Origin of the sequence: Neisseria sp. Ec49-e6-T10 (genome assembly GCF_051132615.1) — a bacterium.
GTDB lineage: Bacteria > Pseudomonadota > Gammaproteobacteria > Burkholderiales > Neisseriaceae.
Window position 1 is genome coordinate 2,535,238 of record NZ_CP152375.1, and the last position, 22,866, is coordinate 2,558,103.

Annotated in this window: 27 protein-coding genes and 1 tRNA gene; 18 read left to right on the top strand and 10 right to left on the bottom strand. The window is 37.3% G+C overall.

Translation table 11 applies throughout. From position 1 onward, the window contains the following. Positions 1-266: 266 nt before the first annotated feature. From AADH04_RS12645 to ispF, 5 genes are read left to right on the top strand one after another with little or no spacing between them, the layout of a single operon-like run. Positions 267-1,007 (top strand): class I SAM-dependent methyltransferase, encoded by a 741-nt coding sequence (locus AADH04_RS12645; protein ID WP_434777631.1) that lies wholly within the window; start codon positions 267-269, stop codon positions 1,005-1,007. Positions 1,008-1,011: 4 nt separating this feature from the next. Next, positions 1,012-1,461 (top strand): ribonuclease HI, encoded by a 450-nt coding sequence (rnhA, locus tag AADH04_RS12650; RefSeq protein ID WP_434777632.1) that lies wholly within the window; start codon positions 1,012-1,014, stop codon positions 1,459-1,461. Positions 1,462-1,483: 22 nt separating this feature from the next. Then, a complete protein-coding gene (gene dnaQ / locus AADH04_RS12655) occupies positions 1,484-2,203 on the top strand; it encodes a DNA polymerase III subunit epsilon (protein ID WP_434777633.1) in 720 nt (239 codons plus the stop codon). After that, positions 2,196-2,894 carry a 2-C-methyl-D-erythritol 4-phosphate cytidylyltransferase gene (gene ispD, locus AADH04_RS12660; protein WP_434777634.1) on the top strand — a complete coding sequence of 233 codons (699 nt, stop codon included), beginning with the start codon at positions 2,196-2,198 and terminating at the stop codon, positions 2,892-2,894. Before dnaQ ends, ispD begins: the two co-directional genes overlap by 8 nt. A gap of 3 nt (positions 2,895-2,897) precedes the next feature. After that, entirely contained in the window at positions 2,898-3,374 is a 477-nt protein-coding gene (gene ispF, locus AADH04_RS12665) for a 2-C-methyl-D-erythritol 2,4-cyclodiphosphate synthase (protein ID WP_434777635.1), read from the top strand. A 12-nt stretch (positions 3,375-3,386) separates the two neighbouring features. On the opposite strand, the gene AADH04_RS12670 is transcribed toward ispF, so the two are convergent. After that, the gene (locus tag AADH04_RS12670) at positions 3,387-4,280 is read right to left on the bottom strand and encodes a LysR family transcriptional regulator (protein WP_434777636.1); all 894 of its coding nucleotides are present in this window, start codon (positions 4,278-4,280) and stop codon (positions 3,387-3,389) included. A gap of 122 nt (positions 4,281-4,402) precedes the next feature. Here AADH04_RS12670 and AADH04_RS12675 point away from each other — a divergent pair, with 122 nt between their 5' ends. Then, on the top strand, positions 4,403-4,846 hold the full coding sequence (locus tag AADH04_RS12675; protein ID WP_434777637.1) for a CidA/LrgA family protein: 444 nt from the start codon (positions 4,403-4,405) through the stop codon (positions 4,844-4,846). Further along, on the top strand, positions 4,834-5,529 hold the full coding sequence (locus AADH04_RS12680; RefSeq protein WP_434777638.1) for an LrgB family protein: 696 nt from the start codon (positions 4,834-4,836) through the stop codon (positions 5,527-5,529). Before AADH04_RS12675 ends, AADH04_RS12680 begins: the two co-directional genes overlap by 13 nt. Before the next feature lie 146 nt (positions 5,530-5,675). Here AADH04_RS12680 and AADH04_RS12685 read toward each other — a convergent pair whose 3' ends face one another. Genes AADH04_RS12685 through AADH04_RS12710 form a run of 6 tightly spaced genes read right to left on the bottom strand, consistent with a single transcriptional unit; the run spans position 5,676 to position 9,728 of the window. Then, positions 5,676-6,536 carry a phosphoribosylaminoimidazolesuccinocarboxamide synthase gene (locus AADH04_RS12685; RefSeq protein ID WP_434777639.1) on the bottom strand — a complete coding sequence of 287 codons (861 nt, stop codon included), beginning with the start codon at positions 6,534-6,536 and terminating at the stop codon, positions 5,676-5,678. Between the two features lie 11 nt (positions 6,537-6,547). Further along, positions 6,548-7,678: a 5-(carboxyamino)imidazole ribonucleotide synthase gene (locus tag AADH04_RS12690; protein ID WP_434777640.1), complete on the bottom strand. Its 1,131-nt coding sequence runs from the start codon at positions 7,676-7,678 to the stop codon at positions 6,548-6,550. Next, positions 7,675-8,166 (bottom strand): 5-(carboxyamino)imidazole ribonucleotide mutase, encoded by a 492-nt coding sequence (purE, locus tag AADH04_RS12695; protein ID WP_434777641.1) that lies wholly within the window; start codon positions 8,164-8,166, stop codon positions 7,675-7,677. The genes AADH04_RS12690 and purE overlap by 4 nt, the downstream gene beginning before the upstream one ends. 9 nt (positions 8,167-8,175) lie before the next feature. Beyond that, entirely contained in the window at positions 8,176-8,841 is a 666-nt protein-coding gene (locus tag AADH04_RS12700; RefSeq protein WP_434777642.1) for a tetratricopeptide repeat protein, read from the bottom strand. Further along, a complete protein-coding gene (locus tag AADH04_RS12705) occupies positions 8,841-9,524 on the bottom strand; it encodes a class I SAM-dependent methyltransferase (RefSeq protein WP_434777643.1) in 684 nt (227 codons plus the stop codon). Before AADH04_RS12705 ends, AADH04_RS12700 begins: the two co-directional genes overlap by 1 nt. 24 nt (positions 9,525-9,548) lie before the next feature. Next, entirely contained in the window at positions 9,549-9,728 is a 180-nt protein-coding gene (locus tag AADH04_RS12710) for a DUF3460 family protein (RefSeq protein WP_434777644.1), read from the bottom strand. Between the two features lie 230 nt (positions 9,729-9,958). Between AADH04_RS12710 and AADH04_RS12715 the strand changes: the two genes are divergently transcribed. Both AADH04_RS12715 and AADH04_RS12720 read left to right on the top strand, forming a co-directional pair. Then, complete coding sequence (locus AADH04_RS12715; RefSeq protein WP_434777645.1) at positions 9,959-10,801, top strand: DUF2145 domain-containing protein; 843 nt, start codon at positions 9,959-9,961, stop codon at positions 10,799-10,801. 14 nt (positions 10,802-10,815) lie between these two features. Further along, positions 10,816-11,232 (top strand): STM0539 family protein, encoded by a 417-nt coding sequence (locus tag AADH04_RS12720; RefSeq protein ID WP_434777646.1) that lies wholly within the window; start codon positions 10,816-10,818, stop codon positions 11,230-11,232. A 68-nt stretch (positions 11,233-11,300) separates the two neighbouring features. On the opposite strand, the gene AADH04_RS12725 is transcribed toward AADH04_RS12720, so the two are convergent. Further along, positions 11,301-13,091, bottom strand: a complete 1,791-nt coding sequence (locus AADH04_RS12725) for a 2-isopropylmalate synthase (RefSeq protein WP_434777647.1) — start codon at positions 13,089-13,091, stop codon at positions 11,301-11,303. A 293-nt stretch (positions 13,092-13,384) separates the two neighbouring features. Beyond that, complete coding sequence (locus tag AADH04_RS12730) at positions 13,385-15,556, bottom strand: YgiQ family radical SAM protein (RefSeq protein WP_434777648.1); 2,172 nt, start codon at positions 15,554-15,556, stop codon at positions 13,385-13,387. Positions 15,557-15,848: 292 nt separating this feature from the next. Between AADH04_RS12730 and AADH04_RS12735 the strand changes: the two genes are divergently transcribed. From AADH04_RS12735 to AADH04_RS12755, 5 genes are all read left to right on the top strand, one after another. After that, positions 15,849-15,924 (top strand) — tRNA-Phe (locus tag AADH04_RS12735). Positions 15,925-16,216: 292 nt separating this feature from the next. Further along, on the top strand, positions 16,217-16,546 hold the full coding sequence (locus AADH04_RS12740; protein ID WP_434777649.1) for a hypothetical protein: 330 nt from the start codon (positions 16,217-16,219) through the stop codon (positions 16,544-16,546). Continuing rightward, the gene (locus tag AADH04_RS12745) at positions 16,546-16,770 is read left to right on the top strand and encodes a hypothetical protein (protein ID WP_434777650.1); all 225 of its coding nucleotides are present in this window, start codon (positions 16,546-16,548) and stop codon (positions 16,768-16,770) included. Before AADH04_RS12740 ends, AADH04_RS12745 begins: the two co-directional genes overlap by 1 nt. A gap of 205 nt (positions 16,771-16,975) precedes the next feature. Further along, positions 16,976-17,515 (top strand): hypothetical protein, encoded by a 540-nt coding sequence (locus tag AADH04_RS12750; RefSeq protein ID WP_434777651.1) that lies wholly within the window; start codon positions 16,976-16,978, stop codon positions 17,513-17,515. Continuing rightward, complete coding sequence (locus AADH04_RS12755; RefSeq protein ID WP_434777652.1) at positions 17,515-18,723, top strand: zincin-like metallopeptidase domain-containing protein; 1,209 nt, start codon at positions 17,515-17,517, stop codon at positions 18,721-18,723. The genes AADH04_RS12750 and AADH04_RS12755 overlap by 1 nt, the downstream gene beginning before the upstream one ends. Positions 18,724-19,055: 332 nt before the next feature. Here AADH04_RS12755 and AADH04_RS12760 read toward each other — a convergent pair whose 3' ends face one another. Next, positions 19,056-19,844, bottom strand: coding sequence for a helix-turn-helix domain-containing protein (locus tag AADH04_RS12760; protein WP_434777653.1), 789 nt, complete (start codon positions 19,842-19,844; stop codon positions 19,056-19,058). A gap of 133 nt (positions 19,845-19,977) precedes the next feature. Between AADH04_RS12760 and AADH04_RS12765 the strand changes: the two genes are divergently transcribed. From AADH04_RS12765 to AADH04_RS12780, 4 genes are read left to right on the top strand one after another with little or no spacing between them, the layout of a single operon-like run. Beyond that, positions 19,978-20,244 carry a helix-turn-helix domain-containing protein gene (locus AADH04_RS12765; protein WP_434777654.1) on the top strand — a complete coding sequence of 89 codons (267 nt, stop codon included), beginning with the start codon at positions 19,978-19,980 and terminating at the stop codon, positions 20,242-20,244. Positions 20,245-20,260: 16 nt separating this feature from the next. After that, positions 20,261-22,381 (top strand): Mu transposase C-terminal domain-containing protein, encoded by a 2,121-nt coding sequence (locus tag AADH04_RS12770; protein WP_434777655.1) that lies wholly within the window; start codon positions 20,261-20,263, stop codon positions 22,379-22,381. A gap of 11 nt (positions 22,382-22,392) precedes the next feature. Continuing rightward, positions 22,393-22,608: a hypothetical protein gene (locus tag AADH04_RS12775; RefSeq protein ID WP_434777656.1), complete on the top strand. Its 216-nt coding sequence runs from the start codon at positions 22,393-22,395 to the stop codon at positions 22,606-22,608. A 14-nt stretch (positions 22,609-22,622) separates the two neighbouring features. Next, positions 22,623-22,862, top strand: coding sequence for a hypothetical protein (locus AADH04_RS12780; RefSeq protein WP_434777657.1), 240 nt, complete (start codon positions 22,623-22,625; stop codon positions 22,860-22,862). The last annotated feature ends 4 nt before the right edge of the window (positions 22,863-22,866 follow it).

Genomic DNA, 22,866 nt, shown 5'->3' on the forward strand with positions numbered 1-22,866 from the left:
GATGGTGTGATTGTTACTAATAAACAATCATTTCCCCATATTGCTGCGGTTTCACTAAACCAACTATTTTCTATGGTTTTGTTGATAATTGCTTATCGGTAATTGGCACTTTCTTTCTATATTAATTACTGGTGCTTATTTTGGATCGGTTTTAATAGATTGAGGATAGCTTCGAATACAAATTTTTTATAAGAGTTTTGATAAATCAATGTGTTATGTTTTGTTAATGGATTTCTTTAGCAGACATTAGATGAGAGTTATTTTTTATGCAAGAAGATGCCTTTAGTGTATGGCTGCAAAAAGAGCCCTTAGGGCAATATCTTTTAGCAAAAGAACAAGCTTTTTATGATCAGGTTTGTAGTGATATATTTGGTCTTTATGCCTTACAGGCGGGACTGCCAAGTATCCCATTTTTACAAAATAGTCGCATAGGTACACAAATAAAAATGGGCTCTTCGGGGGGGAATTTACAGGCACATGCAGATGCGTTACCACTGGATTGGCGTAGTGTTGATTTGGTGCTTTTACCTCATACGTTAGAGTTGAGCAATCATCCGCATAAAACGTTAAATGAAGTCAGAAGAGTGTTGGTGCCTGATGGTAAAGTCATCATTACAGGTTTTAACCCTGCTTCTTTGTGGGGCTATAAAAAACAATTACATCCTAATTTGCCATACCGTAAACAAATGGTGGGTATTTGGCGATTAAAAGATTGGTTGAAGCTACTGGATTTTGAAATTATTTCTGGGCAGTTTATGGCCTATGCACCACCATTTAATCATACCCAACGTTTACAAAAGTGTCAGTTTTTAGAAGACGCAGGAAATCGTTGGTGGCCACATTTGGCAGCAGTTTATGCCATAGTGGCTGTTAAACGAGTGTATAATGTGACGCCACTTGTGCCAGAATGGAAAAGTGAAAAACTGAAACTAAGCCCTATATTGGGCAATAGCCAGCCAGAAAATAAAACGCTGGTTGATAAAAAAGACTCTTCACAATTAAATTAAAAATATGTCAAATACAGAAGATGTGGTCACACTTTATACCGATGGTGCCTGTAAAGGAAATCCTGGAATAGGTGGTTGGGGTGCTTTACTCGTATATAAAGGGCATGAAAAACCACTTTACGGTGGTGAACCAGAAACAACCAATAACCGTATGGAATTGATGGCCGTATTACAAGGCCTAACTACTTTAAAGCGTCCTTGTACGGTAGAAGTTTATACAGATTCAAAATATGTCCAGCAAGGTATTACTACATGGATACATGATTGGAAAAAACGAGGTTGGAAAACAGCCAATAAACAGCCCGTAAAAAATGCTGATTTATGGCTGGCATTAGATGAAGCCTGTCAAGCCCATCAAATCAGTTGGCATTGGGTAAAAGGACATGCTGGACATGCTGGTAATGAGCGGGCAGATCAGTTAGCCAATATGGGCGTAGCATCATTACAGGCGTAAATTAATATAGGTAAAAGTTTTTATGAGACAGATTATTTTAGATACAGAAACAACAGGTTTAAGTCCAAAAGAAGGGCATCGTATTATTGAATTTGCTGGTTTAGAAATGATAGACCGAAAACTGACAGGCAATTTTTTACACTTATATATTCACCCAGAGCGCGATATTGATCCTGAGGCTGAGCGGGTACATGGTATTTCTTTGCAAAGCTTAGAGGGAAAACCTGTTTTTAAGCAAGTAGCAACACAATTAGCGGACTTTTTGCGCGATGCAGAACTGATTATCCACAATGCACCATTTGATGTAGGGTTTTTAGATCATGAGTTTTCATTGGTTGGCGGGCCTGATATGAATCAATTGTGTTCAGGTGTGACGGATACCTTGAAAATGGCAAGAGAAATGTATCCAGGTAAAAAAGCCAGTTTGGATGTTCTTTGTGATCGTTTTGAAATTGATCGGTCCAACCGTACATTGCATGGTGCTTTAATTGACTGTGAATTGTTATCAGAAGTCTATTTAGCTATGACCAGAGGTCAGCATTCTTTAGATATGGAGAGTGTTTCTACAGACAATCATCAAGATGGATCTTTAGTCAAAATAGCCAGACCAGAACATTTGGTCATACTTAAAGCAACTGAAGAAGAGTTACAAGCACATCAAGCTTATTTGGAAAAACTTGATAAAGCCGCAGGAGAGCCTTGTCTTTATCGACAACAAGAAGAGGCGACAGGACATGCCTAAAATAATCGCTTTGGTGCCTGCTGCGGGTGTAGGCAGTCGCTTTGGCGCACAAGCTCCCAAACAGTATGTGTCTGTATTAGGGCAGCCTGTTTTGTTTCATACATTAAATGTGTTGAACCAGAGTGCTAAAATTGATCAGTTGGCTGTTGTGTTGGCACCAGAAGATGAATACTTTGATCAATTCCAATGGCCTTTTTTTAAAATGTTAAAAATTAGAGCGGGTGGAGAAAGTAGAGCACAAACTGTTATTAATGGTATAACAGTTTTACTCAATCAAGGGTTAATGCAACCTGATGATTGGGTTCTTGTACATGATGCAGCAAGGTGTTGTTTAAATCTACCTTTACTCAATCAATTTATTGATACCATAAAGGAGCATTCTGTCGGTGGTTTGTTGGCTTTACCTGTTGCAGATACATTAAAACAAGCAGATCAAGAACAACATGTGCAGCAAACCATTTCCCGTAATGGTTTGTGGCAGGCACAAACACCACAAATGTTTCGGGCTGAGCTATTACTAGAAGCTTTAACTGAAGCTGATTTGAATACGGTAACTGATGAGGCCTCTGCAATTGAGCAAATGGGATTATCCGCCTTGCTGGTAGAGGGGATGCTTAGTAATTTTAAATTAACTTTCTCTCATGATCTACCTTTGGTTGAGGCTATTTTAACTGCCCGTAAAAAAGGATAAAGAATGAATATCAGAGTTGGACAAGGTTACGATGTACATCAATTGGTTGAAAATAGGCCTTTAATTATAGGTGGTGTACAAATAGATTTTCATAAAGGTTTATTGGGACATTCTGACGCAGATGTTTTGTTGCATGCAATAACAGATGCTTTATTGGGTGCAATGGGATTGGGTGATATTGGTCAGCATTTTCCTGATACAGCAGAAGAGTTTCATGGTGCCAACAGCCGAGTTTTGTTAAAAGCTGCTTACCAGAAAGTGCAAAAAATGGGCTGGGGTATCATCAATATTGATTCAACGGTGATTGCTCAAGCACCAAAATTAAGGCCGCATATTTTGGCTATGAGACAAATTATTGCAGATGATTTGGCGATTGAAGTCGACTGTGTAAATATCAAAGCCAAAACCAATGAAAAATTAGGTTACTTAGGTCGCCAAGAAGGGATAGAAGCACAAGCTGTTGTCTTACTAGCCAAATAAATGTTTTCTTTTTTAGTCTTGATGTGGCAGTAACAAACTTTGAGTCAACTCAATAAAAGATAAAGCGGATCGAGATAAGTAACCCGTATTTTGCCAGAATAATGCCAACTCCCAATTAATCACAGGTGAGTTCATTGGGCACCAGTGAAATTGTGTTTGATCCAGTTTTTTACATAAAATTTTGGGCAGTAATGCAATACCCAGTTTAGCTTGTACCATGGCAACAATAAAATCCCATTGACTGGATTTTCCTGCAATATTAGGTTCAAAACCAGCTGTTTTTGCTGCAAGGATAATACGCTTAGCTAGAGCAAAATCATCATGGTATAGAATAAAAGGCTCATTTTGTAATTCTTCAATAGTGACTTCCTTTTTATTTCGCCAGTAACTATCGGCTGTTGCCAATAAACAAAGTTCAGAACAAGCAAATTTTAAATACTTAAAAGTAGATGTTTCGGTAGGCAATACGGTGACACCCACCTCTATTTTCCCAGCTCGCGCCAGCTCTTCCAAAGTTCTTGCGCCAGCCTCTATAATAGTCAGCTTGATATTGGGCCATTTTTGACGGTATTGCTGTAAAATAGGGGCAAAATAAGTAGAACCGACCATAGGTGGTAAGCCGATGGATAATTCACCATAAGCCAGTTTGTCTAAGTCAGATAAAGCGATTTTTAGTTGTTGTTGTGCCGCTAAAACTGTTTGACCATGCTCAAAAACAACTTTACCCGCATCTGTTAGGGTGAATACCTTACCTTTTCTGACCAAAAGTGTGACACCCAATTCTTCTTCAAGATGTTTTATCATCTTACTGACCGTTGATTGTGTCACAAATAATTGTTCTGCAGAGCGAGTAAAGCTGTTTTGTTTAACGACTTCAATGAAGTAGCGTAGTGCTTTGATTTCCATTTTTATAATCTAAGTATTCAAATTTGGAATAGTAAGTATAATTTTAATTCATTTTTTCTATTGAGGGAAACTGATTATACTTAAAGTAAATAACATACTTTAAAAATAGACATAATTAGGCTATGAAACAAATCAATCAAACTCCAAAATCCAATTTCTCGACATTTAATAAAAACGTATTGGTCATTGCTTATCAGGTAATAGTGATTACATTGGTTTGGCTGGTGGCTAATTGGTTATCCAATCAGTTTTTACCCATGATTCCTGCCGGTATTTTGGGCATGATTTTATTATTATTCGGGTTTTTATTTTGTCGATTACCTATTCGCTGGTTTAGTTTAGGCGCATATTGGTTACTTTCAGAGTTACTGTTATTTTTTATTCCCGCCGTTATTTCAGTGGTTAAGTATAAACAGCTATTTTTTCAGCAAGGGGTGGCCATTGGGGCTGTTATTTTACTGTCTACTTTGTTGGTTATGGCAGTTACTGCTGTTGTTGTTGATTTATGTTATCGCTTTGAAATTAAGGCTCGTCATAAGTACTGGAAAAAAATATGGGTGCGTTAAGCGAATTAATTTCATTAGGTTGGTTTCTCCTGACTATTGTGTTATATGTATTGATGAAAAGTTTATACAAAAAACAACGTAAGTGGTGGTTAATGCCAATGGTTTCGGTACCCACACTATTAATTACTTGCCTTTTGCTGACACAAGAAGCTTTTAATCGCTATTATGCAGATACTCGTTGGTTAGTCTGGATGTTAGGCCCTGCAACTGTTGCTTTTGCTGTTCCTATATATGAACAACGAAAAATAATCTATCGTTATTGGATGACTTTATCCATTGGGGTTATTGTTGGTGCTATTGTAGCGGTGCTTAGTTCCGTCTTTTTGGCTCGCTTATTTGGGTTGCCAACCGAAATACAAGCAAGTTTAGCTCCACGTTCAGTCAGTACTCCCTTTGCCATTTTAGTGGCACCTAAATTGGGTGGTAGTGCCGATTTAGCCGCTATATTTGTGGTGTTAACGGGGGTACTGGGGATGTTTTTAGGGCAAGTCATGTTAGTGTTATTGCCTGTGCGTAGTCGTTTGGCTAAAGGTGCGCTTTATGGTGCGTCTGCACATGGTTGTGGCACAGCAAGAGCAATGGAACTTGGCAATGAAATAGGGGTTATTGCCAGTTTAGTAATGATGATTAGCGGTGTTGTGACTGTATTTGCTTATCCATTAATTAAATACTTGATACAATAGATTTTTATTAACTTGTATGTGAAAAATTTTGCTTGGTGAAAGCCAGATATACTTCGAAGTAATTAATATTGAGCGATAAAAAAGCCTATAGAACTTAAATATAAGTTGAAACTCATTTATTAGTTTCAACTTATATTTATATAGGTTTATGTTGTTAGAAGTGCTAAAGCTTCTTGATATTTTGCTACCGTTTTTTCAATAATTTCTTCTGGTATTTTGGGCGCAGGTGCTTGTTTATTCCAACCAGAGCTTTCTAAATAATCTCGAATAAATTGTTTATCAAATGAAGGTGGATTGGTGCCTTCTTGGTATTGATCTTTAGGCCAGAATCGACTTGAATCAGGGGTCAGTACTTCATCCATTAATGTTAATGTACCATTTTGATCTAAGCCAAATTCAAATTTTGTGTCACAAATAATAATCCCTTTGGTTTGTGCAAACGCAGCAGCTTCCGAATAAAGCGCCAAGGCTTTTTGCTGCACTTTTTGTGTTAATTCGTGCCCGATTACTTGCGCACATTCTTCTAAAGATATATTAACATCGTGATCACCCACTTCCGCTTTGGTTGATGGTGTGAAAATAGGTTCTGGTAGCTTGCTGGCTAATGCTAAATTGGCAGGTAAAGCAATACCACAAATACTGCCTAGTTGTTGGTATTCTTTGTAACCACTGCCTGCTAAATAACCACGGACAATAGCTTCCACTTTTACTGGTGCCAAGCGCTTGACTACAACAGCACGGCTTTTCAATTGCTCTGCTTGTGCTTGTGGTAAAACATCGAATACCGTATCGCCAGTAAAATGATTGGGCATAATATGGGCTAATTTTTGAAACCAGAAATTAGAGATTTGAGTTAAAATCTCTCCTTTTCTCGGAATCGGATCATCTAAAATAACGTCAAAAGCAGAAAGACGGTCACTGGCAACCATAAGCATGCGTTGCTCATCAATTTCATACAGGTCGCGTACTTTTCCAGAGTAAATTTTTTTCAGGCTAATAGAAGACATTATATTTCCTTTTATAAGGTCATTTGTAATGCTTGTGCTTGTTCAAGTGCTTGTTCATTGGTATCAGAAAGCACAGTAAAGTGTCCCATTTTACGGCCTTTTCGCGCTTCTTTCTTACCATATAAATGTAAATGGGCATTTGCTGCTTCTTGTAAAATAAACCATTGTGGCTCGCTACCATCGTCATGCCATGAATCACCTAAAATATTAACCATGACACAGGGGCTAAGCAAAGTGGTTTTTGCGGGTGCTAAATGGCACATTGCCCGTACTTGTTGTTGGAATTGGTCAGCAAGACAAGCGTTCAAAGTGTAGTGGCCAGAATTATGAGGTCTTGGGGCAATTTCATTGATGATTAGGCTCATATCTTCTAGCACAAAAAACTCTACCGCAAGCACACCAATATAGTTAAGCTCATTGGCTAATTGTTTGGCCATTTGTTGTGCTTGTTGTTGGAGATGTTGTTCAATTCTTGCAGGGACAATACAAATATCTAAAATACCATTTTTGTGTTGATTTTCAGCCACTGGGAAGCATTCTATTTGAATATCACTGGTGCGTGTCACAATGGCAGAAATTTCACAATGTAAGGACAGACGTTTTTCTAAAACACACGGAACACTACCCATTTCTTTGAATGCTTGTTGTAATTGTTCTTGGTTATAGATTGTCTTTTGTCCTTTACCATCGTAGCCAAATTTTGCTGTTTTTAAAATGGCAGGAAATAGATGGCTAAAATCTTGACTTAAGTCTTGATCATTTTCAATAACCAAATAAGGTGCCGTATTTAATCCCGCTTGTTTGATCCATGCTTTTTCTAAAATACGATTCTGAGCAATAGCTACAGAGTCGCCAGAAGGGGAAACATGCGTTTTTAAAGCCAATGCATTCATAGCTTGAGCATTAACATTTTCAAATTCGGTTGTCACTGCTGCACAGCTAGATAGTTCTTCTAGCGCTTTTTCATCATCATAAGGTGCACATAAATGAACATCTGCAAATTCTGCAGCAGGTGCTTGAGGGTCTGGATCCAAAACCATGACTTTATAGCCCATGGTTTTGGCTGCAATCGTAAACATTCTACCCAGTTGGCCACCACCTAAAATACCTAAAGTGGCAGGTGGTAAAATTTTTGTTTTCATCGTGTCACCTCAGGTAATTGCATATTCAGTACAGTTTGTTCTTGTTCATTTCTAAATTGAATGAGTTTATCCATCAGTTGGCTATCATTATTTGCCAACATAGCAATGGCAAAAAGAGCCGCATTGGCCGCTCCTGCTTCACCAATGGCAAATGTAGCCACGGGAATACCCTTTGGCATTTGGACAATAGAGTACAGAGAGTCTTTTCCTGTTAAATATTTGGAGGGTACAGGCACCCCTAAAACGGGGACAGGGGTTTTAGCAGCCAACATACCTGGTAAATGAGCTGCCCCACCTGCACCTGCAATAATGGCTTGTAAACCACGTTGTTTGGCGGTTTGTGCATACTCAAACAATAAGTCAGGTGTACGATGTGCCGAAACGACTTTTGTTTCAAAAGGAATATCAAATCGCGACAGGATTTGTGCAGCTTGCTCCATAATCGGCCAATCACTATTACTGCCCATAACAATACCAATTTGTATCATAAAAAACCTTTATTTAAGTTTGTGTTCAGCACGCTTGGCTGCGTTTGAGTTTGGGTACTGCTTGATCAATGTTTTAAAAGTTTCTTTCGCAATGTCTTTTTGTTGCAAATAAGTTTGACATGTTGCCATATTATATAAGGCTTCAGGTGCTTTACTATTTTGTGCAAATAATTCGGTAAACCGTTTACTGATGTCTATGGCTGCATCACAATGCCTTAATTTTTGATGAGCTAAGCTTAATAGATACATGGCTTTTTGTGCCTCTTCGCTGTGATCTGAGCCAAATGCAAAAGGTTTCAGTAAGTCAATTGCGGATAAGTATTGCTTATTTTGATAAAGTTTCAGTGCCGTTTGATAAATACTTTGATTGGTTTGTGTATTTGTTGTGTCTGGAATATTGGCAGTTGAGGATGGTGCTGTGGTTTTTTTTATGAGCTTGCTGCTCTTTAGTTCATTAATTTGTTCTTGTAATAATTTATTTTCTGCTGTGAGCTGGGCAACTTTATCGTGCAAGCTGTTTACCGCATCTTTAGTGGCAAAAGATTCCTGAGCTAAACGAATTTCTTGTAGTTGTTGTTCAACTGTTTTTATTGTGGGGGGCGTATCTGTTTGTGTCGGTATATGAGCACAAGCACTTAATAAAAGGATTAAGCTCAAATAAAATATTCGATACATCAATCACACTCCTTACGTAAAATGATTGTGCCATCTCCCATAGGAAGGGCAATTGGGCTAATTCTATGATCTTGATGTAAATTTTGATTAAATTGACGCATAATATTAATGCTGGCGGGTACATCTTCTGAGCATTTTAGCTCATTATCCAATATTCTACCGCCAAGTAAAATATTATCAATGACAATTAGCCCACCAATTTTAAGTAGTTTGATGCATCGTTCATAGTATTGAGGGGTTGTGGGTTTATCTGCATCAATTAAAATCAGATCATAATAATTAATTTTTCCATCTTCCAATAACTCATCTAAGGTGAATAGAGCAGGTTGTAGGTGTAAGGTAATTTTATGATCAATGCCCGCTTTATGCCAGAATTGTTGCGCAATATCCGTAAAACTTTTATTAATATCACAGGCAGTTACTGTACCATCTTCTGGTAAGGTTAGGCCGACAGCCGTACTACTGTAACCAGTAAATACCCCAAGTTCTAAGTAGTGTTTTGCGTTGATTAATTTTACCAACCACATTAAAAACTGAGCTTGTGAGGGTGAAATAGCCATTTTGGCTAAACGATGATCGGCTGTTTGTTGTCTGAGTTCTTTTAAAATTTCGGGTTCAGCAAGACCAATACCTTGTAGGTATTGAGCTACGTTTTGGTCATTGGTCCAGTCTTGCCGACTCATCTGTATGCTGATTTATTGGTAAGTTTAATCTACTTGATAGGGGTAGGGTTTATTGGGTAAACGACTTTCTTGAAAACCTATTTGTTCTTCAGGTTTTAATTCTACATCCCATAAGGTACCACGTAAGCGTAAGCGATCTTGTGCAATATCTGGGTTTTTTTGTAAAAACTCATCCATAAACTTTGTATATTCAGAAACATACATGGTTGCATATCCTATAGCCATTAAAGAGGGCATTGTACAATAATTTTGAGTTTATGTCGCATATCCTTAATGTAATGAACAGAAATTTAATTCTAAAGGATAAGTAAAATTTGTGTTGTACCTTTGTATAAGAGAAGAAGGATTTTGACATAAATTAAATGTAGTTTTCTATTTCATCTATTTGAACACTTATAATAAAATATTCGTTCGTTCTTCATTAAAGTGTATATATGCATAAATTATCTCATTTTGTTTTGATCGTCAGTATATTGTTAAGCATCAGTTTTGTTCAGGCCAGTGACAGTTGTTCATTAAAAGAAGTTCCTCCTGATAAAATTCGGTCTGGATTGCAAGCTTCTCGTGGATTAGAAAAATGGCTGGATCAGTCAGGTGCAGATGTTTTGGTGATTGCACGTCATGGACAAAGCTTGGCACAATACAATATCCAATTTTCTCATGCTGCTTTTGTCAAAAAGAATCCAAAAAATGGACGCTGGGTGGTTTACCATCAATTAAATGAATGTCCAAAAGACAGTTCTTCTTTATATGAAGAAGGTTTGGGGATGTTTTTTATGAATAATCCTCAATCATTTAAGGCCGCTGCTTTGGTGCCAGAGCCTAAAATTCAAAAACAATTGGCATCTTTGTTGGAACAACCTGAAGTGTTAAAAACAGTTTATGATAGCCGATATAATGCGGCTGCTTATCCTTTTACTTTAGAAAATCAAAACAGTAATGGTTGGATTATTGAGCTATTTGCAAAAGCTGTCGCTGAAGATCAGGAAATTACCAATAGAAAGCAGGCCCAGCAATGGTTAGAGCAAGCTCATTATCAACCTTCAGTTGTTAAAATTGGTCGCGCTAAACGTTCCTTGGCTCATGCATTTGTTGGCAATGTATCCTTAACTGGTCATCCAAAAAATTTATTAAATAAAGGTCAGGTTTGGCTCAATAGTGCTGACTCTGTCTTAAATTTTATGGCTAGATACAGTGTGCCTGTTAAAAATTGTGTTCAGGGGTCTTTAAGTAAGGGCGTGTGTATGATTGATACTTCTATAGCGGCTATCGATTAAAAGGTATGTTTAAAATGAAAAATAAATTATTAATTTTGATACTTAGTTTATCTTTTTTAATGTCTCATGCAGCTCAGGCAGGCGGTATCCACTTTGGGTCTCGTGAATTATCAAGCATTGGTTCAATATTGATTGTGACCTCTCCCATAACCTTGCCCATTATGAGTGGTAAGAGCATGATTGATCATTCAAAAAGAGCCAATGAGCAAGAAAAACAAAAGACCAAGAAAATCCCAGTAAAAAATAAAGAGGGCGAAGAGCAGATATTGGAAATACCTGAAGAAGTTGCCGATCAGATCAAGGTTCAGGAAGGGGATATTGTTGAATTACAAACAGACGAAGTAGGGGTGTTGATGATTAAAAATAATCAGCCAAGTTATTACTTTGTGACCCAAGATCATGCATATTTATTTGAACACAATAAAATTTAATCAATCATATAAATTGTTTGCTAAAAAAATAGCCACCAAAAAATGGTGGCTATTTTAAATATGCTATGTTATACACCTTGAGCTTTAATGCGTTCTCCAATATGGTTCAGTTTCCCTAAGGCTGATAAATAGGCTTTGGCACTGGCAACAATCACATCAGTGTCGGCTCCTTGTCCATTAACAATATGGCCATCTTTAGACAGACGTACAGTTACTTCACCTTGGCTTTCGGTTCCTTCGGTAATGGCATTAACACTGTAAAGTTGTAATTGAGCATTTGAACTGACTTCACTTTCAATGGCTTTAAAAACTGCATCAACAGGGCCAGAGCCTTTACTGTGTGCACGGACTTCTTCTCCATTTTTATTGAAAACAATTTCAGCATTAGGTTCTTCACCTGTTTCTGTTTGAATTTTTAAAGACACATATTTAAAGTCATCTTGATTAATGGTGCCCATTTCATCAGAAACAAGTGCTTGTAAGTCTTCATCAAAAATTTCTCGTTTTTTATCTGCCAATTCTTTAAAGCGAGCAAAAGCAGCATTTAATGCTTCTTCTGTTTGTAGATCAATGCCCAATTCGCTTAATTTGGTTTTAAATGCATTGCGTCCGGATAATTTACCTAGAGTCAAACGGTTTGTGCTCCAACCAACGCTTTCAGCAGACATAATTTCATAGGTTTCACGGCATTTCAAAACACCATCTTGGTGGATCCCTGATTCATGAGCAAAGGCATTGGCACCAACAATGGCTTTATTGGGTTGAACGGGGTAACCTGTAATTGTTGAGACCAGTTTAGACGTTGGCACAATTTGGGTTGTGTCTACATTGGTTTCTAAACCAAATACATCCTTTCTGGTTTTAACTGCCATCACCACTTCTTCCAAGCTGGCATTGCCTGCACGTTCACCTAATCCATTAATGGTACACTCAACTTGTCGTGCTCCACCTAAGACAGCGGCTAGAGAGTTGCTGACTGCCATACCTAAGTCATTGTGGCAATGTGCTGACCAAACCACTTTTTCTGCACCTTTGGTGCGGCTGATCAATTCTCTAAAAAAAGCTTCTGTTTTGTGTGGAATAGAGTAACCAACAGTATCAGGGATGTTAATGGTTGTTGCACCAGCTTCAATGACAGCTGAACAGATTTCAGCTAAAAATTCTGGGTCAGAGCGCAAGGCATCTTCTGCTGAAAATTCCACATCATCTTGATATTCTTTGGCTATTTTGACCGCTTTTACTGCAGCTTCCAAAACCTGCTTAGGTGACATTTTTAATTTATGTTCCATATGCAGTGGGCTGGTGGCAATAAAAGTATGAATACGTGCTTTAGCCGCGCCTTTTACCGCTTCACCTGCTGCTCGCACATCTTTTTCATTTGCTCTTGCTAATGAGCAAACAGTCGATGTTTTAACGATTTGTGCAATGGCTTCAATGGCTTCAAAGTCGCCGGGGCTAGCTGCAGCAAAGCCTGCTTCAATTACATCAACTCCCAATTTTTCCAACTGGCGGGCAATTCTGATTTTTTCTTCTTTTGTCATTGCAGCACCGGGCGATTGTTCACCATCTCTTAATGTTGTATCAAAAATGATTAATTGCTTATTTTGTGACATGTTTGTGTGCTCCGTTTGTTGTTCATCTGTTTGTAAAATATGTTGTAAATTTAAGGAAATACCTAAATGTTGCGCTAATTCAACCAGTTTTTGTAGTTTAGTCAGAGGTAGAGAATCTCTTTTCCGCCATTTATATATAGCTGCAGTTGTCAGAGGATCATCTTTAAAATAGTCTTGCCATGCTTGTGCTAAAGCATTGACGCCGCCAAAAAGTTTTACTATTTTATTTATGTCCAATTGTTTCATTTTTTACCTTTTTGTCTAAATTTAAATTAATTGAATCATTTTTTGTTAATTTAGCATATGAATTGTCTAAATGAAAATATATTTTTTAAAATTTTCAAATAAAATTAAAATTTTTTAGAAAAAATGTCTATAATTTTTGTTTTGATTTTGTTTTAATTGATGTTTTTTAAAATACAATAATGTTAGAAAAAAACACTGTCTTTAGAATTTAATCAAATACAGTGTTTTTAAAGAAATATATTGATTGAAAGGAGTTATAGCCCATTAATCAATATATTTAAGGTGGTGAATGCTTATTTTTTATTATTTGGTTGATCCTGAAAACGTTTTTTAGGGTGCCAAGCAGTACGTGCTGTTTGGGGGGGGGGGGTAGGCGTTGTGCTAACACGTTTATTTTTCGAGGTTGCTTGTAGGTTTCTAGGTTGCGTGGGTGGAATTAAATGGTGTTTGCTGTAACCAATTAAGTCTTCCCTTCCCATATTGCGCAAAGCTTCTCTAAGTAAAGGCCATCCTTCTGGTGCATGATAACGCAAAAAAGCTTTATGTAGCTTACGTCGATAAGCATCTCGTACAACATCTACCTTTTCAGAACTACGGCTTAGTTTTTTTAATGGGTTACGGCGAGTGTGCCACATGGTTGTGGCCAGAGCCATAGGGGTGGGGACAAAACTTTGTACTTGGTCTAGTCTGAAGTTATGTTTTTTTAGCCATAAAGCAAGATTGAGCATATCTTCATCACTGGTGCCTGGGTGAGCAGCAATAAAATATGGAATTAAATATTGCTCTTTCCCCGCTTCTTTAGAGGCTTGTTCAAATAATTGCTTAAAGCGCTCATACGTACCCATACCTGGTTTCATCATTTTACTTAATGGGCCTTCTTCAGTATGTTCAGGGGCAATTTTTAAATATCCTCCCACATGGTGGGTAACCAATTCTTTGATATATTCAGGGCTTTTTATAGCTAAGTCATAACGTAAGCCTGAACCAATACTGATTTTTTTGACTCCTTTAACGGCTCGAGTACTGCGATATAAATCGATTAAATGGCTGTGATCGGTATTTAAATTTGGACAAATATTTGGATAGACACAGCTTAATTTACGACATGAGCGTTCAATATTGGGGTCTTTACAGTGTAAACGGTACATATTTGCTGTTGGACCGCCTAAATCCGTAATATGCCCTGTAAAGCCCTTTGTTTTATCTCGAATTTCTTCTATTTCTTTGATAATGGATTCTTTTGATCTGCTTTGGATAATACGCCCTTCATGTTCTGTAATGGAACAGAAGGTGCAACCACCAAAACAACCACGCATAATATTAATGGAAAACTTAATCATCTCCCATGCAGGAATACGTGCATTTGAATAGGAAGGGTGTGGGTTACGCGCATAGGGCAAGCCAAAAACATAATCCATTTCTTCTGTTGATAGGGGAATAGGTGGTGGAGTAAGCCAGACGTCTCGATCACCATGCAACTGGACTAATGCTCGGGCATTTCCGGGATTAGATTCTAAATGAAGTGTTCTACTGGCATGAGCATAAAGCACAGGATCATAAGCTACTGCTTCAAAACTGGGGATGCGAACAACAGAATGTTTACGTTGTTCTTGTCGAATAGCAGAGCGCTCTTTAACATTTAAAAATTGAATAGGTTGTGTTGTATTTTGTTTTTGTGCCGTTTCAGTGGTGACATCATATGGATTGACAGGTTCAGGAACAAAGCCAGGTACATCAACTGTTGTAGAATCAATTTCAATCCAGTTTTCATCAGGTTTATAGCCATGAGGCACTAAAAATGCTGCACCTCTAATGTCTCTCATCTCTGAGAGTTTTTCTCCTGCTGCAGCCCTATGTGCCATTTCTAATAAAGCGCGTTCAGCATTCCCATATAATAAAATATCGGCTTTTGAATTGATTAAAACAGATGGGCGTACTTTATCTGTCCAATAATCAAAATGAGCAATACGGCGCAAACTTGCTTCAATAGAACCAATCATGACCCCTATACCAGGGTAGGCCTCTTTACATCGTTGAGCATAGACAGATAATGCTCTATCAGGGCGTTTATTAGGTTCCGCATTTGGGGTGTAGGCGTCATCAGAACGCGGTTTTTTATCTGCTGTGTAGCGATTGATCATGGAGTCCATATTGCCAGAGGTGACACCAAAAAATAGATTAGGTTTCCCTAATTTACGAAAGTCATCAACAGAGCGCCAATTGGGTTGTGCAATAATACCGACACGAAAACCATGAGACTCAAATAACCGTCCAACCAAAGCCATTCCAAAGCTTGGGTGATCAATATAAGCATCTCCCGTTACGATAATGATATCGCAACTATCCCAGCCTAACTGATCCATTTCAGCTTTGCTCATTGGTAAAAATGGTGCAGTCCCAAAACGGTGTGCCCAGAATTTTTTATAACTATTGATTTTTTTTGGTGTGTGTGTGGCTGTGGTCATAATGAAAATACAATAAAATAAATACCTTAACTTACTATTATCTCATAGCTTAATTGTTTTATGGACAACTTTTTTGTTATATCGTTTATTTTTAAATAAATAAAGCTGGTTAAATTTTAGATTGTGTATTTTAAAATTTAAAAAATAAAATAATTGTTTTTGTTTTCTAAAATTAAGATTTATTTAAGGAATTTTTGTTTTATGTGTATGTGTTAAATTTTTTTTGATAATAAAGCTTGATTTGCGCCGTGTTTTCTGGTTTAATTCGCCTTCTGTTACCGAAGCATGAAAAGGCCAGATAGCTCAGTCGGTAGAGCAACGGACTGAAAATCCGTGTGTCGGCGGTTCGATCCCGCCTCTGGCCACCAATAAAAACAAGCCTTTCAGATATGAAAGGCTATTTTATTTTTTCCTACACATTTCTCATCTTCCTACACATATGCTACTTAGTTGGTGTCGCTTTTTTCCCCTGTCTGTGACGTATATAATGCCTTGTCATTTTTTCGCTAGTATGCCCTAATTGATCTTTTGCTGCGATAATTCCTTGAGTTTCGTCTTTGTCTGTTGCAGCTTTAGCACGTAAATCTTTAAATTGGAAATTTTTAAAATCAATACCTGCTTTAGTACGAGCATTGTCAAATAGCTTATCTGGTTGCCGCTATGGCAGCTCAAATGCGAGTTAATGAAGTGGAAGAAGGAGACTTAGAGTCTATCGTACTGAGTCGGGCTAAGGATATTTTAGCCGCTTCTGAGAGCGAGTTTTTTAAACTATTGGACTTTTACCGTGGTGGCCTAGAACACACACAACACCTATTTAACTTCTGGGTATCAGATGAAGGTTTTGTGGTTTTAGCGGGTGATCATGGATTAAAAAGAGAAAGTGAGGCAGGTGTAACCATTCCACCTGCCCGATTTCGGTTTTGCGATTGGCTCAACGAAAGAACGTTATCAATTATTAAAAGACAATTAGAAACACCTGCTATTCCTTGATGATTCTATTTCATCAGCATTTTTTAGAGCTGAAACAATGGAGTTTGTCTGATTTGGAATCATTTATTGATAGCCAGTCGTATCAAGACTATCAGAAACGGGAAGAGCTGCGTTTTGAAAACAAACAAAATGAAATTACCTCTATTCAAAAGACCATAGCCAGCAGTATCCAGTCCGTCATTAAACAGCTTGTTAATGTTGCCTCTGTGATAGCCAAGAAATAAACCTAAATATGGGGGCATCCCATATTTAGGTTCATCATTTATTTAAATCCATAGACAATAGAATTAAATCAACCTAAAATATGCGAATCAATTTATTAGATGGCATATTAACATGTTCAAGAAACTTATCACATTTTTGCTAATAGCAGCTAGTTGCTATACGTATGCCCAATCATCATCAAATATAGAGCAACAAAGGAATAATATGGACAAAGGTTATCAAACAGGTAAATTGGGTACCCAAAATCAAGAAGAACAATTGACACAACTAATTGAGCAATGTTTAGAGTTGATAAACGAAGAACCGACATATCGTACCATTAAGGCTCTGCCACAAGATCAACCTCATCCGCAAATCTGGAACATAAGAAAATGTGAAGAATATTTTTCCTTAATGGATGACCAAGGTGAGCTTGATCAGGCAAGTCAAGATATAAATACTCTAGAGAAAAAACGTCAAATAGAAGATATTTACAAAAAAATCTATTTGGTTATTTTTGATGCTGGCTTAATGAATGCTTTGAATCCATCTATGCCTTGGGATTTTGGACAAGAGTTTAGTCGTGCAACAGGCTTTATGGATTACCAAGAGCAATTAAGTTTACAACTAGGTAAAGAAAAATATAGGCAATTAACATTTGATGACCTAATAAAAGGTTTTTTTGGGTCAAGAGAAAAAATGGAACAGTCTAGGAATGATTTTTTTCAACAGAAAGTACATGAGTATCATATTGGGGAAGATTAATGCCTGAAGATTTAAAACAAGTATTAATTGATCGAACTGATCCCAAAACTCAAAATACACGTTGGGAAGCTGGTTCTTCTAATGGTTATCGTGACATAGATGGCAATATTCTTGTTGTTGATAGAGTTTTTTTAAAAGATGATCAGTTAAGTAACCCTAAATTTGATGGTGACCCTCGTGTTGCAACAAAAGAAGAAATTATTTCTGCTGGATTTAAAATAAAAGAAGGAGAAGAAAACCAAGGAACGAAGGGGCTAATAAAAGGTAAAACTAGCAGAGATATTAGGCAATTAGATGATGAATATAGGTTAAAGCCAGATACACCAGAAAATAAAGAAGAACTTAAACAAGCTAAAGAAGCTTTATACACTACTTACTATAGTGGTTTGCAAATAGAAAGTGATAAAAACCATTTCCCTGAATTTAAAAATGAATTTAGTTCCCCCTTAACTGAGAAGCAAGAAAAACAAATTGCCCAGTTAGAGCAAATGGCAGCAGGTATCGGGGTACGTATACGGCATTTTGGTGATCTACCTTATTACGATAAAAAAGTAGACATGATTTCATTACCGACTAAAGATCACTTTAATTCGCCAGAAGAATATATGCAGACATTGTTTCATGAGTTGATTCATGCGACTAAAAATAAGGCTCCCCAATTTGGTGTAGAGCATGTGCCTAATTTTGGTCAGGGCGACTATAACTATGGTATGGAAGAGTGGCGAGCCGAGTTAGGCTCAGTAGTTTTGATGACAAGCCTAGGAGCTTCTTTTGATACAAAAAATAGTGCAAGTTATGTTCATGAGTGGTCTGATAGTGATCGTTGGTTTCAAGAATTAACAGTAGAAGATAGAGAATTAAAAATAATGCAAGCTATTGACTCTGCCAATTTTCTACTGGAAAAAGCAGGTCTTAATAAAGTTGAGTTTTCAGAAAAAGAACTACAAGAATTAAAAGAGATTAATGCAGCTTTCCCTGAGTTGCCTAAGTCCCTATTAAAAGAGCATGAAAAAACAGTTATAGAAGGTGAAGAGACTAAAGGGCTTAAAGTTAGTCAGAAGGTGTTGGATATTTATAATAAGCTATATGAAGGGTTAGCACCTCAGTTAGCTGAAAAAGGTGCCGAAAAATGGACAGCACCAATGTTAGCTGAAACAACACATGCTTGTGTTGAAAAAGGGATAAGTGTGGGGGGGTGCTCATTTTGACACAGAGAACAGGGGTAATAAATTTGGCTGAAAATTAGAACAGATAAGGATTTAGCAAAATTTTGCACTAAAAAATAAAATGCGCAAATTTGCGCAAAAATGAGCAGATATTGAGCATTTTTGCGCTTTTTTTGACACTATAATGAGCATATTTGATTTTTTTTGATCGCCTTGTTTTGTGTGGCATTTGCTTCGATTTGTATGAAAAAGAAGGACTAACTTGTTTGTTAATAGCTGGACCTTAAGATAGAGCGTAAATTGATAATAAAATCAGACAATGTTCTTATTTAACTTGGACGTATTTACTTATAGTTTACGTCCAAGTTAAATTGTTACTTTTTCTGCTTTTGCGTTGAAACAGAATTATAAACCTTCTGTAAATTAGTATCGTTAAGTTCGGTTATACTTGTTACCCCGTACTTAGTAATCAGTAGGTTTTTTAGCCATTCTTCCTTATGTTTTGTGTTTATTTTTATATAGGCATATTTTCTTTTTCTCCATTCATCATCAATTTTTGGAGCAGTTTTCATTGATGATAATCTTCCAATCCAGGTTCGTAAGTATTTTTCGGCTTTTGTATAGTCACTTAAAGCAATTAATCTATATTGGCTAACTTTGCAGTGTCTATTTAGGCTAGACCAAACGGCTTGGTATGTTTTAGGTTGTTTTTTTAATAGATTTTCAAGTGCGACAATCTCTTTTACTAGTTCCTGTAGAGTTGATGCCATTTTTTCGGATATATGCGTTTCATTTGGTTCAACTTTAGCAATTGTTTTTGTTATATGTTTGTCGGTATTTATTTGGTTTATTGTATTCCCTGATCCTGATGTAATAACGCTATTTGTTACGTTCCCACCTATTTTGTTGCCAATCTCTTGTGTTGTTTGCTGGTTGTCGTTGCAAGGTAGATTTTTGGAACGAACCCCTATTAAAACATATTGAACATCCAAACCTAACTCTGAGGCTGTTACTAAAAATTCAGCAGGTAACCCCCTTTGTCCAGACTCATATAATCGCAACCCCTCTCTACTTATATTGTTTTTATTTGCAAAATCCGCTTGGCTGTACCCCAATCGTGATCTTTCTTCTATTAGCCTAATAGCTATATCTGCACGAATCATAAAAGGTCCTTTAAATATTTAACAACATATATTGACATGCCAACATATGTTGGCTATTATTGCTTCAAGTGATTGCTTAAACATAAGCAATTAAATAAATGCTGGTTTTTATTGCTGCCAAGGAGTTAATTGTATGAATCCAGATCAAATCTATCAAGCATTAAGTGAAAAAAACCTTAATGCTACATGTATTGCAAAGGCGTTAAGCGTTAGACCACAAACAGTCGCCAACCTAATTAGAGAGGGAAAAGGTAGTAAGCGTATTGCAAAAGCTATAGCGATAGCACTCGAAGAGTCTATTGATGTTGTTTTTCCTTATTACAAAAGCAAAGACAAAAAAAAGCTAGATACAAACCAAAAAATCGAAGAGTTAAAAGAAAGATTTGCTGCTTTAGTGTAATTTTGGGTGAAACGATATGAATAAGGTATATTTTTCTGTGGCTGATTTGGTTGATATGGGTTTGAAGTGTTTACCTACAACTAGACGCCGTATTTTGGAAAAAACAAAAAATGAAAACTGGCCTTTTATTGAAAAGACTGGGAAGGGTGGAAAGCGTAAAGAATATGCACCACCAGCTTATGTGCTTGATGAAATCAACCAAAAACAAGCTATTAAAGTAATAAAGGAAACAAGTACCGAACTTACAACAGTTGAAAATAACTTTCCTACTTTAGCAGTTGATCAAACACTTAGTAGTGTTCAAGCAATAAAAGAAGGTGCTCGTAAGGGTGTGCTTGCTGCCATAAGACGCTTGATGGTTACTACTAATTGCTCAAAAGAAGCAGCTATACAGACATTATTGGTACAAGCACAGTTGCCAGGTAATGAGCAGGTCAAGGCTACATTCTTAAATGCTTGTGATTCTCGTGGTAGCACAGAAGATAAATTACCATCAATTCGTACTATTAAACGCTGGTTTGCTCAAGACACTTGTAATAATTTGGCTCCTAAAGTCCGTAAGGCTGATATGAATATACCTGAATGGGCTCGTCTATTTCTGAGCATTTGGCAAACACCTCAAAAGCCTACAGTGTCTAGCTCTTATGAAGATTTTTGTAAAATGTATCAAGGTGAAGCCCCTAGTATCCATGCCGTACGCCGTTTTCTTAAAAAGTTAGGTAATGTGACTAGAGAGCATGGCCGCATGGGACCTAGAGAACTTAAAAACATCAAACCTTTTGTACGTAGGAAATTTGAGCATTTACTACCAACCGATATTTACACAGCAGATGGTCATACATTTGATGCTGAAGTAGCCCACCCCATTCATGGCCGCCCTTGGAGACCTGAAATTACCACGGTTGCCGATGTTGCTACTCGTAAAATAGTAGGTTGGTCTGTTGATTTGGCTGAGAGTGCATTAGCTGTATTGGCTGCTGTCACTCATGCTGTAGAGACTAACGGTATACCAGCAATATTTTATGTAGATAATGGCCCTGGTTACGATAACGCCTTAATGAGTGATGTATCTATAGGGATTATGGGGCGTTTAGGTACTGAAATGACAAACAGTATTCCGTACAACTCACAATCACGCGGTGTTATTGAGCGTTTGCATCAAACTGTTTTTGTTAAAGCAGCCAAAAAATTACCCACTTATATGGGTAAAGATATGGACCAAGAAGCTAAACAATTTGTTTTTAAACACACTCGTAAAGATATTGTCGCTCCATCCAACAAAAAACCATTGTTGCCTACTTATGAACAGTTTTTGAAGCTGTGTGAAGAGGTTGTAGAAGAGTACAACAATAGGCCTCACCGTAGTTTACCTAAAATTGTTGATAACACTGGTACACGTAGACATATGACACCTAGCGAAATGTGGGCGTTAAAAGTTGAAAATGGCGCAGAGATTATCACGGTAACACCAGATCAAAGCACCTATTTATTTAGACCTCAGATTCAGCGCAAGGTGTTGCGTGGTGAGATCAGGTTTATCAATAGACGCTACTTTAATAAAGACCTTGAGGAATTTCATGGCGAAATAGTCAATGTTGCATTCGATATTCATAACGGTGAGCAAATTTGGGTATACAACGACATAGGTATATTGATTTGTACCGCTCAGGCCGATGCTAATGCTCAAAATTATATGCCAGAAAGCTACGTTCAATCAAAACGTGATAAACGTGCCCAAGGTAGAGAACGCCGCCTAGAAAACAAACTAGCTGAAGTACGTGCCGAACACAAAGGACAACCTCTTATTGAGCATCAAGCATCCCTATCAATGGCTGGTATGAATATTGATATGGCTCAGGTTCAGCAATTAGGTGCAGCCGCATTAGAGCGTATCACAGTACCCACTAAAACCAACCAAAGCAACACTATTAGTCAACCTGTTATTAAACAAGAACCAGTTATTAATCATGAATTTGTTGTACCTACTGACCCAATGGCACGGTACCAACAATACTTAATTAGTGTCGATAGATTCAACAATGGAGAGGATTTGAGCGAATTTGAAAAAAATTGGATTAAACGGTACCCAGATTCTAATGAATTTAGGGCTATGAGTAAAAAAGTAGCAGGTTTATGAAAGGTGGAAATATGAATATTGATATAAGGCCAACTTGGTCGGGGGTGTTAGCAATTTATGACATGCTTCTTCAATCTGAGAATTTACAGGGTTTTATGGGACTTAGACAGAGTGTTTCTAAAGCTTTTGCTTGTGCTACTGCTCTTCAAGCTATAGAGCACACTTTAACGGATGAGCAAAAGGAGTTAGTTAACAAAAGTCTTTCTGGTCCAACATCAATAAGATAGTGAAAGGTAGATATATGGCAATTGATCTTAATCTTAGTGAGTTTCGTGAAGAAATTATAGAGGCTCATGCAGTAGTGGCTTGCACAGGTAACTTGGGACCTTTAAAACCGCTTCCTTTAAATCTTTTTACTGGTCTTGTCTGTGTAAACGCCCTTTTTGAGATTGAGCATACATTAACAGATGAGCAAAAAGAAATAGTTAAGAAAGTATTTGGATGGGAAATAAAAATGCAGGGTAGCCGCCCTGCATCTTGAGAAT

Excerpts from the sequence above, each read along its gene's own strand:
- AADH04_RS12645 (WP_434777631.1), top strand. The coding sequence starts at position 267 with ATGCAAGAAGATGCCTTTAGTGTATGGCTGCAAAAAGAGCCCTTAGGG.
- rnhA (WP_434777632.1), top strand. The coding sequence starts at position 1,012 with ATGTCAAATACAGAAGATGTGGTCACACTTTATACCGATGGTGCCTGT.
- dnaQ (WP_434777633.1), top strand. The coding sequence starts at position 1,484 with ATGAGACAGATTATTTTAGATACAGAAACAACAGGTTTAAGTCCAAAA.
- ispD (WP_434777634.1), top strand. The coding sequence starts at position 2,196 with ATGCCTAAAATAATCGCTTTGGTGCCTGCTGCGGGTGTAGGCAGTCGC.
- ispF (WP_434777635.1), top strand. The coding sequence starts at position 2,898 with ATGAATATCAGAGTTGGACAAGGTTACGATGTACATCAATTGGTTGAA.
- AADH04_RS12670 (WP_434777636.1), bottom strand. The coding sequence starts at position 4,280 with ATGGAAATCAAAGCACTACGCTACTTCATTGAAGTCGTTAAACAAAAC.
- AADH04_RS12675 (WP_434777637.1), top strand. The coding sequence starts at position 4,403 with ATGAAACAAATCAATCAAACTCCAAAATCCAATTTCTCGACATTTAAT.
- AADH04_RS12680 (WP_434777638.1), top strand. The coding sequence starts at position 4,834 with ATGGGTGCGTTAAGCGAATTAATTTCATTAGGTTGGTTTCTCCTGACT.
- AADH04_RS12685 (WP_434777639.1), bottom strand. The coding sequence starts at position 6,536 with ATGTCTTCTATTAGCCTGAAAAAAATTTACTCTGGAAAAGTACGCGAC.
- AADH04_RS12690 (WP_434777640.1), bottom strand. The coding sequence starts at position 7,678 with ATGAAAACAAAAATTTTACCACCTGCCACTTTAGGTATTTTAGGTGGT.
- purE (WP_434777641.1), bottom strand. The coding sequence starts at position 8,166 with ATGATACAAATTGGTATTGTTATGGGCAGTAATAGTGATTGGCCGATT.
- AADH04_RS12700 (WP_434777642.1), bottom strand. The coding sequence starts at position 8,841 with ATGTATCGAATATTTTATTTGAGCTTAATCCTTTTATTAAGTGCTTGT.
- AADH04_RS12705 (WP_434777643.1), bottom strand. The coding sequence starts at position 9,524 with ATGAGTCGGCAAGACTGGACCAATGACCAAAACGTAGCTCAATACCTA.
- AADH04_RS12710 (WP_434777644.1), bottom strand. The coding sequence starts at position 9,728 with ATGTATGTTTCTGAATATACAAAGTTTATGGATGAGTTTTTACAAAAA.
- AADH04_RS12715 (WP_434777645.1), top strand. The coding sequence starts at position 9,959 with ATGCATAAATTATCTCATTTTGTTTTGATCGTCAGTATATTGTTAAGC.
- AADH04_RS12720 (WP_434777646.1), top strand. The coding sequence starts at position 10,816 with ATGAAAAATAAATTATTAATTTTGATACTTAGTTTATCTTTTTTAATG.
- AADH04_RS12725 (WP_434777647.1), bottom strand. The coding sequence starts at position 13,091 with ATGAAACAATTGGACATAAATAAAATAGTAAAACTTTTTGGCGGCGTC.
- AADH04_RS12730 (WP_434777648.1), bottom strand. The coding sequence starts at position 15,556 with ATGACCACAGCCACACACACACCAAAAAAAATCAATAGTTATAAAAAA.
- AADH04_RS12740 (WP_434777649.1), top strand. The coding sequence starts at position 16,217 with ATGGCAGCTCAAATGCGAGTTAATGAAGTGGAAGAAGGAGACTTAGAG.
- AADH04_RS12745 (WP_434777650.1), top strand. The coding sequence starts at position 16,546 with ATGATTCTATTTCATCAGCATTTTTTAGAGCTGAAACAATGGAGTTTG.
- AADH04_RS12750 (WP_434777651.1), top strand. The coding sequence starts at position 16,976 with ATGGACAAAGGTTATCAAACAGGTAAATTGGGTACCCAAAATCAAGAA.
- AADH04_RS12755 (WP_434777652.1), top strand. The coding sequence starts at position 17,515 with ATGCCTGAAGATTTAAAACAAGTATTAATTGATCGAACTGATCCCAAA.
- AADH04_RS12760 (WP_434777653.1), bottom strand. The coding sequence starts at position 19,844 with ATGATTCGTGCAGATATAGCTATTAGGCTAATAGAAGAAAGATCACGA.
- AADH04_RS12765 (WP_434777654.1), top strand. The coding sequence starts at position 19,978 with ATGAATCCAGATCAAATCTATCAAGCATTAAGTGAAAAAAACCTTAAT.
- AADH04_RS12770 (WP_434777655.1), top strand. The coding sequence starts at position 20,261 with ATGAATAAGGTATATTTTTCTGTGGCTGATTTGGTTGATATGGGTTTG.
- AADH04_RS12775 (WP_434777656.1), top strand. The coding sequence starts at position 22,393 with ATGAATATTGATATAAGGCCAACTTGGTCGGGGGTGTTAGCAATTTAT.
- AADH04_RS12780 (WP_434777657.1), top strand. The coding sequence starts at position 22,623 with ATGGCAATTGATCTTAATCTTAGTGAGTTTCGTGAAGAAATTATAGAG.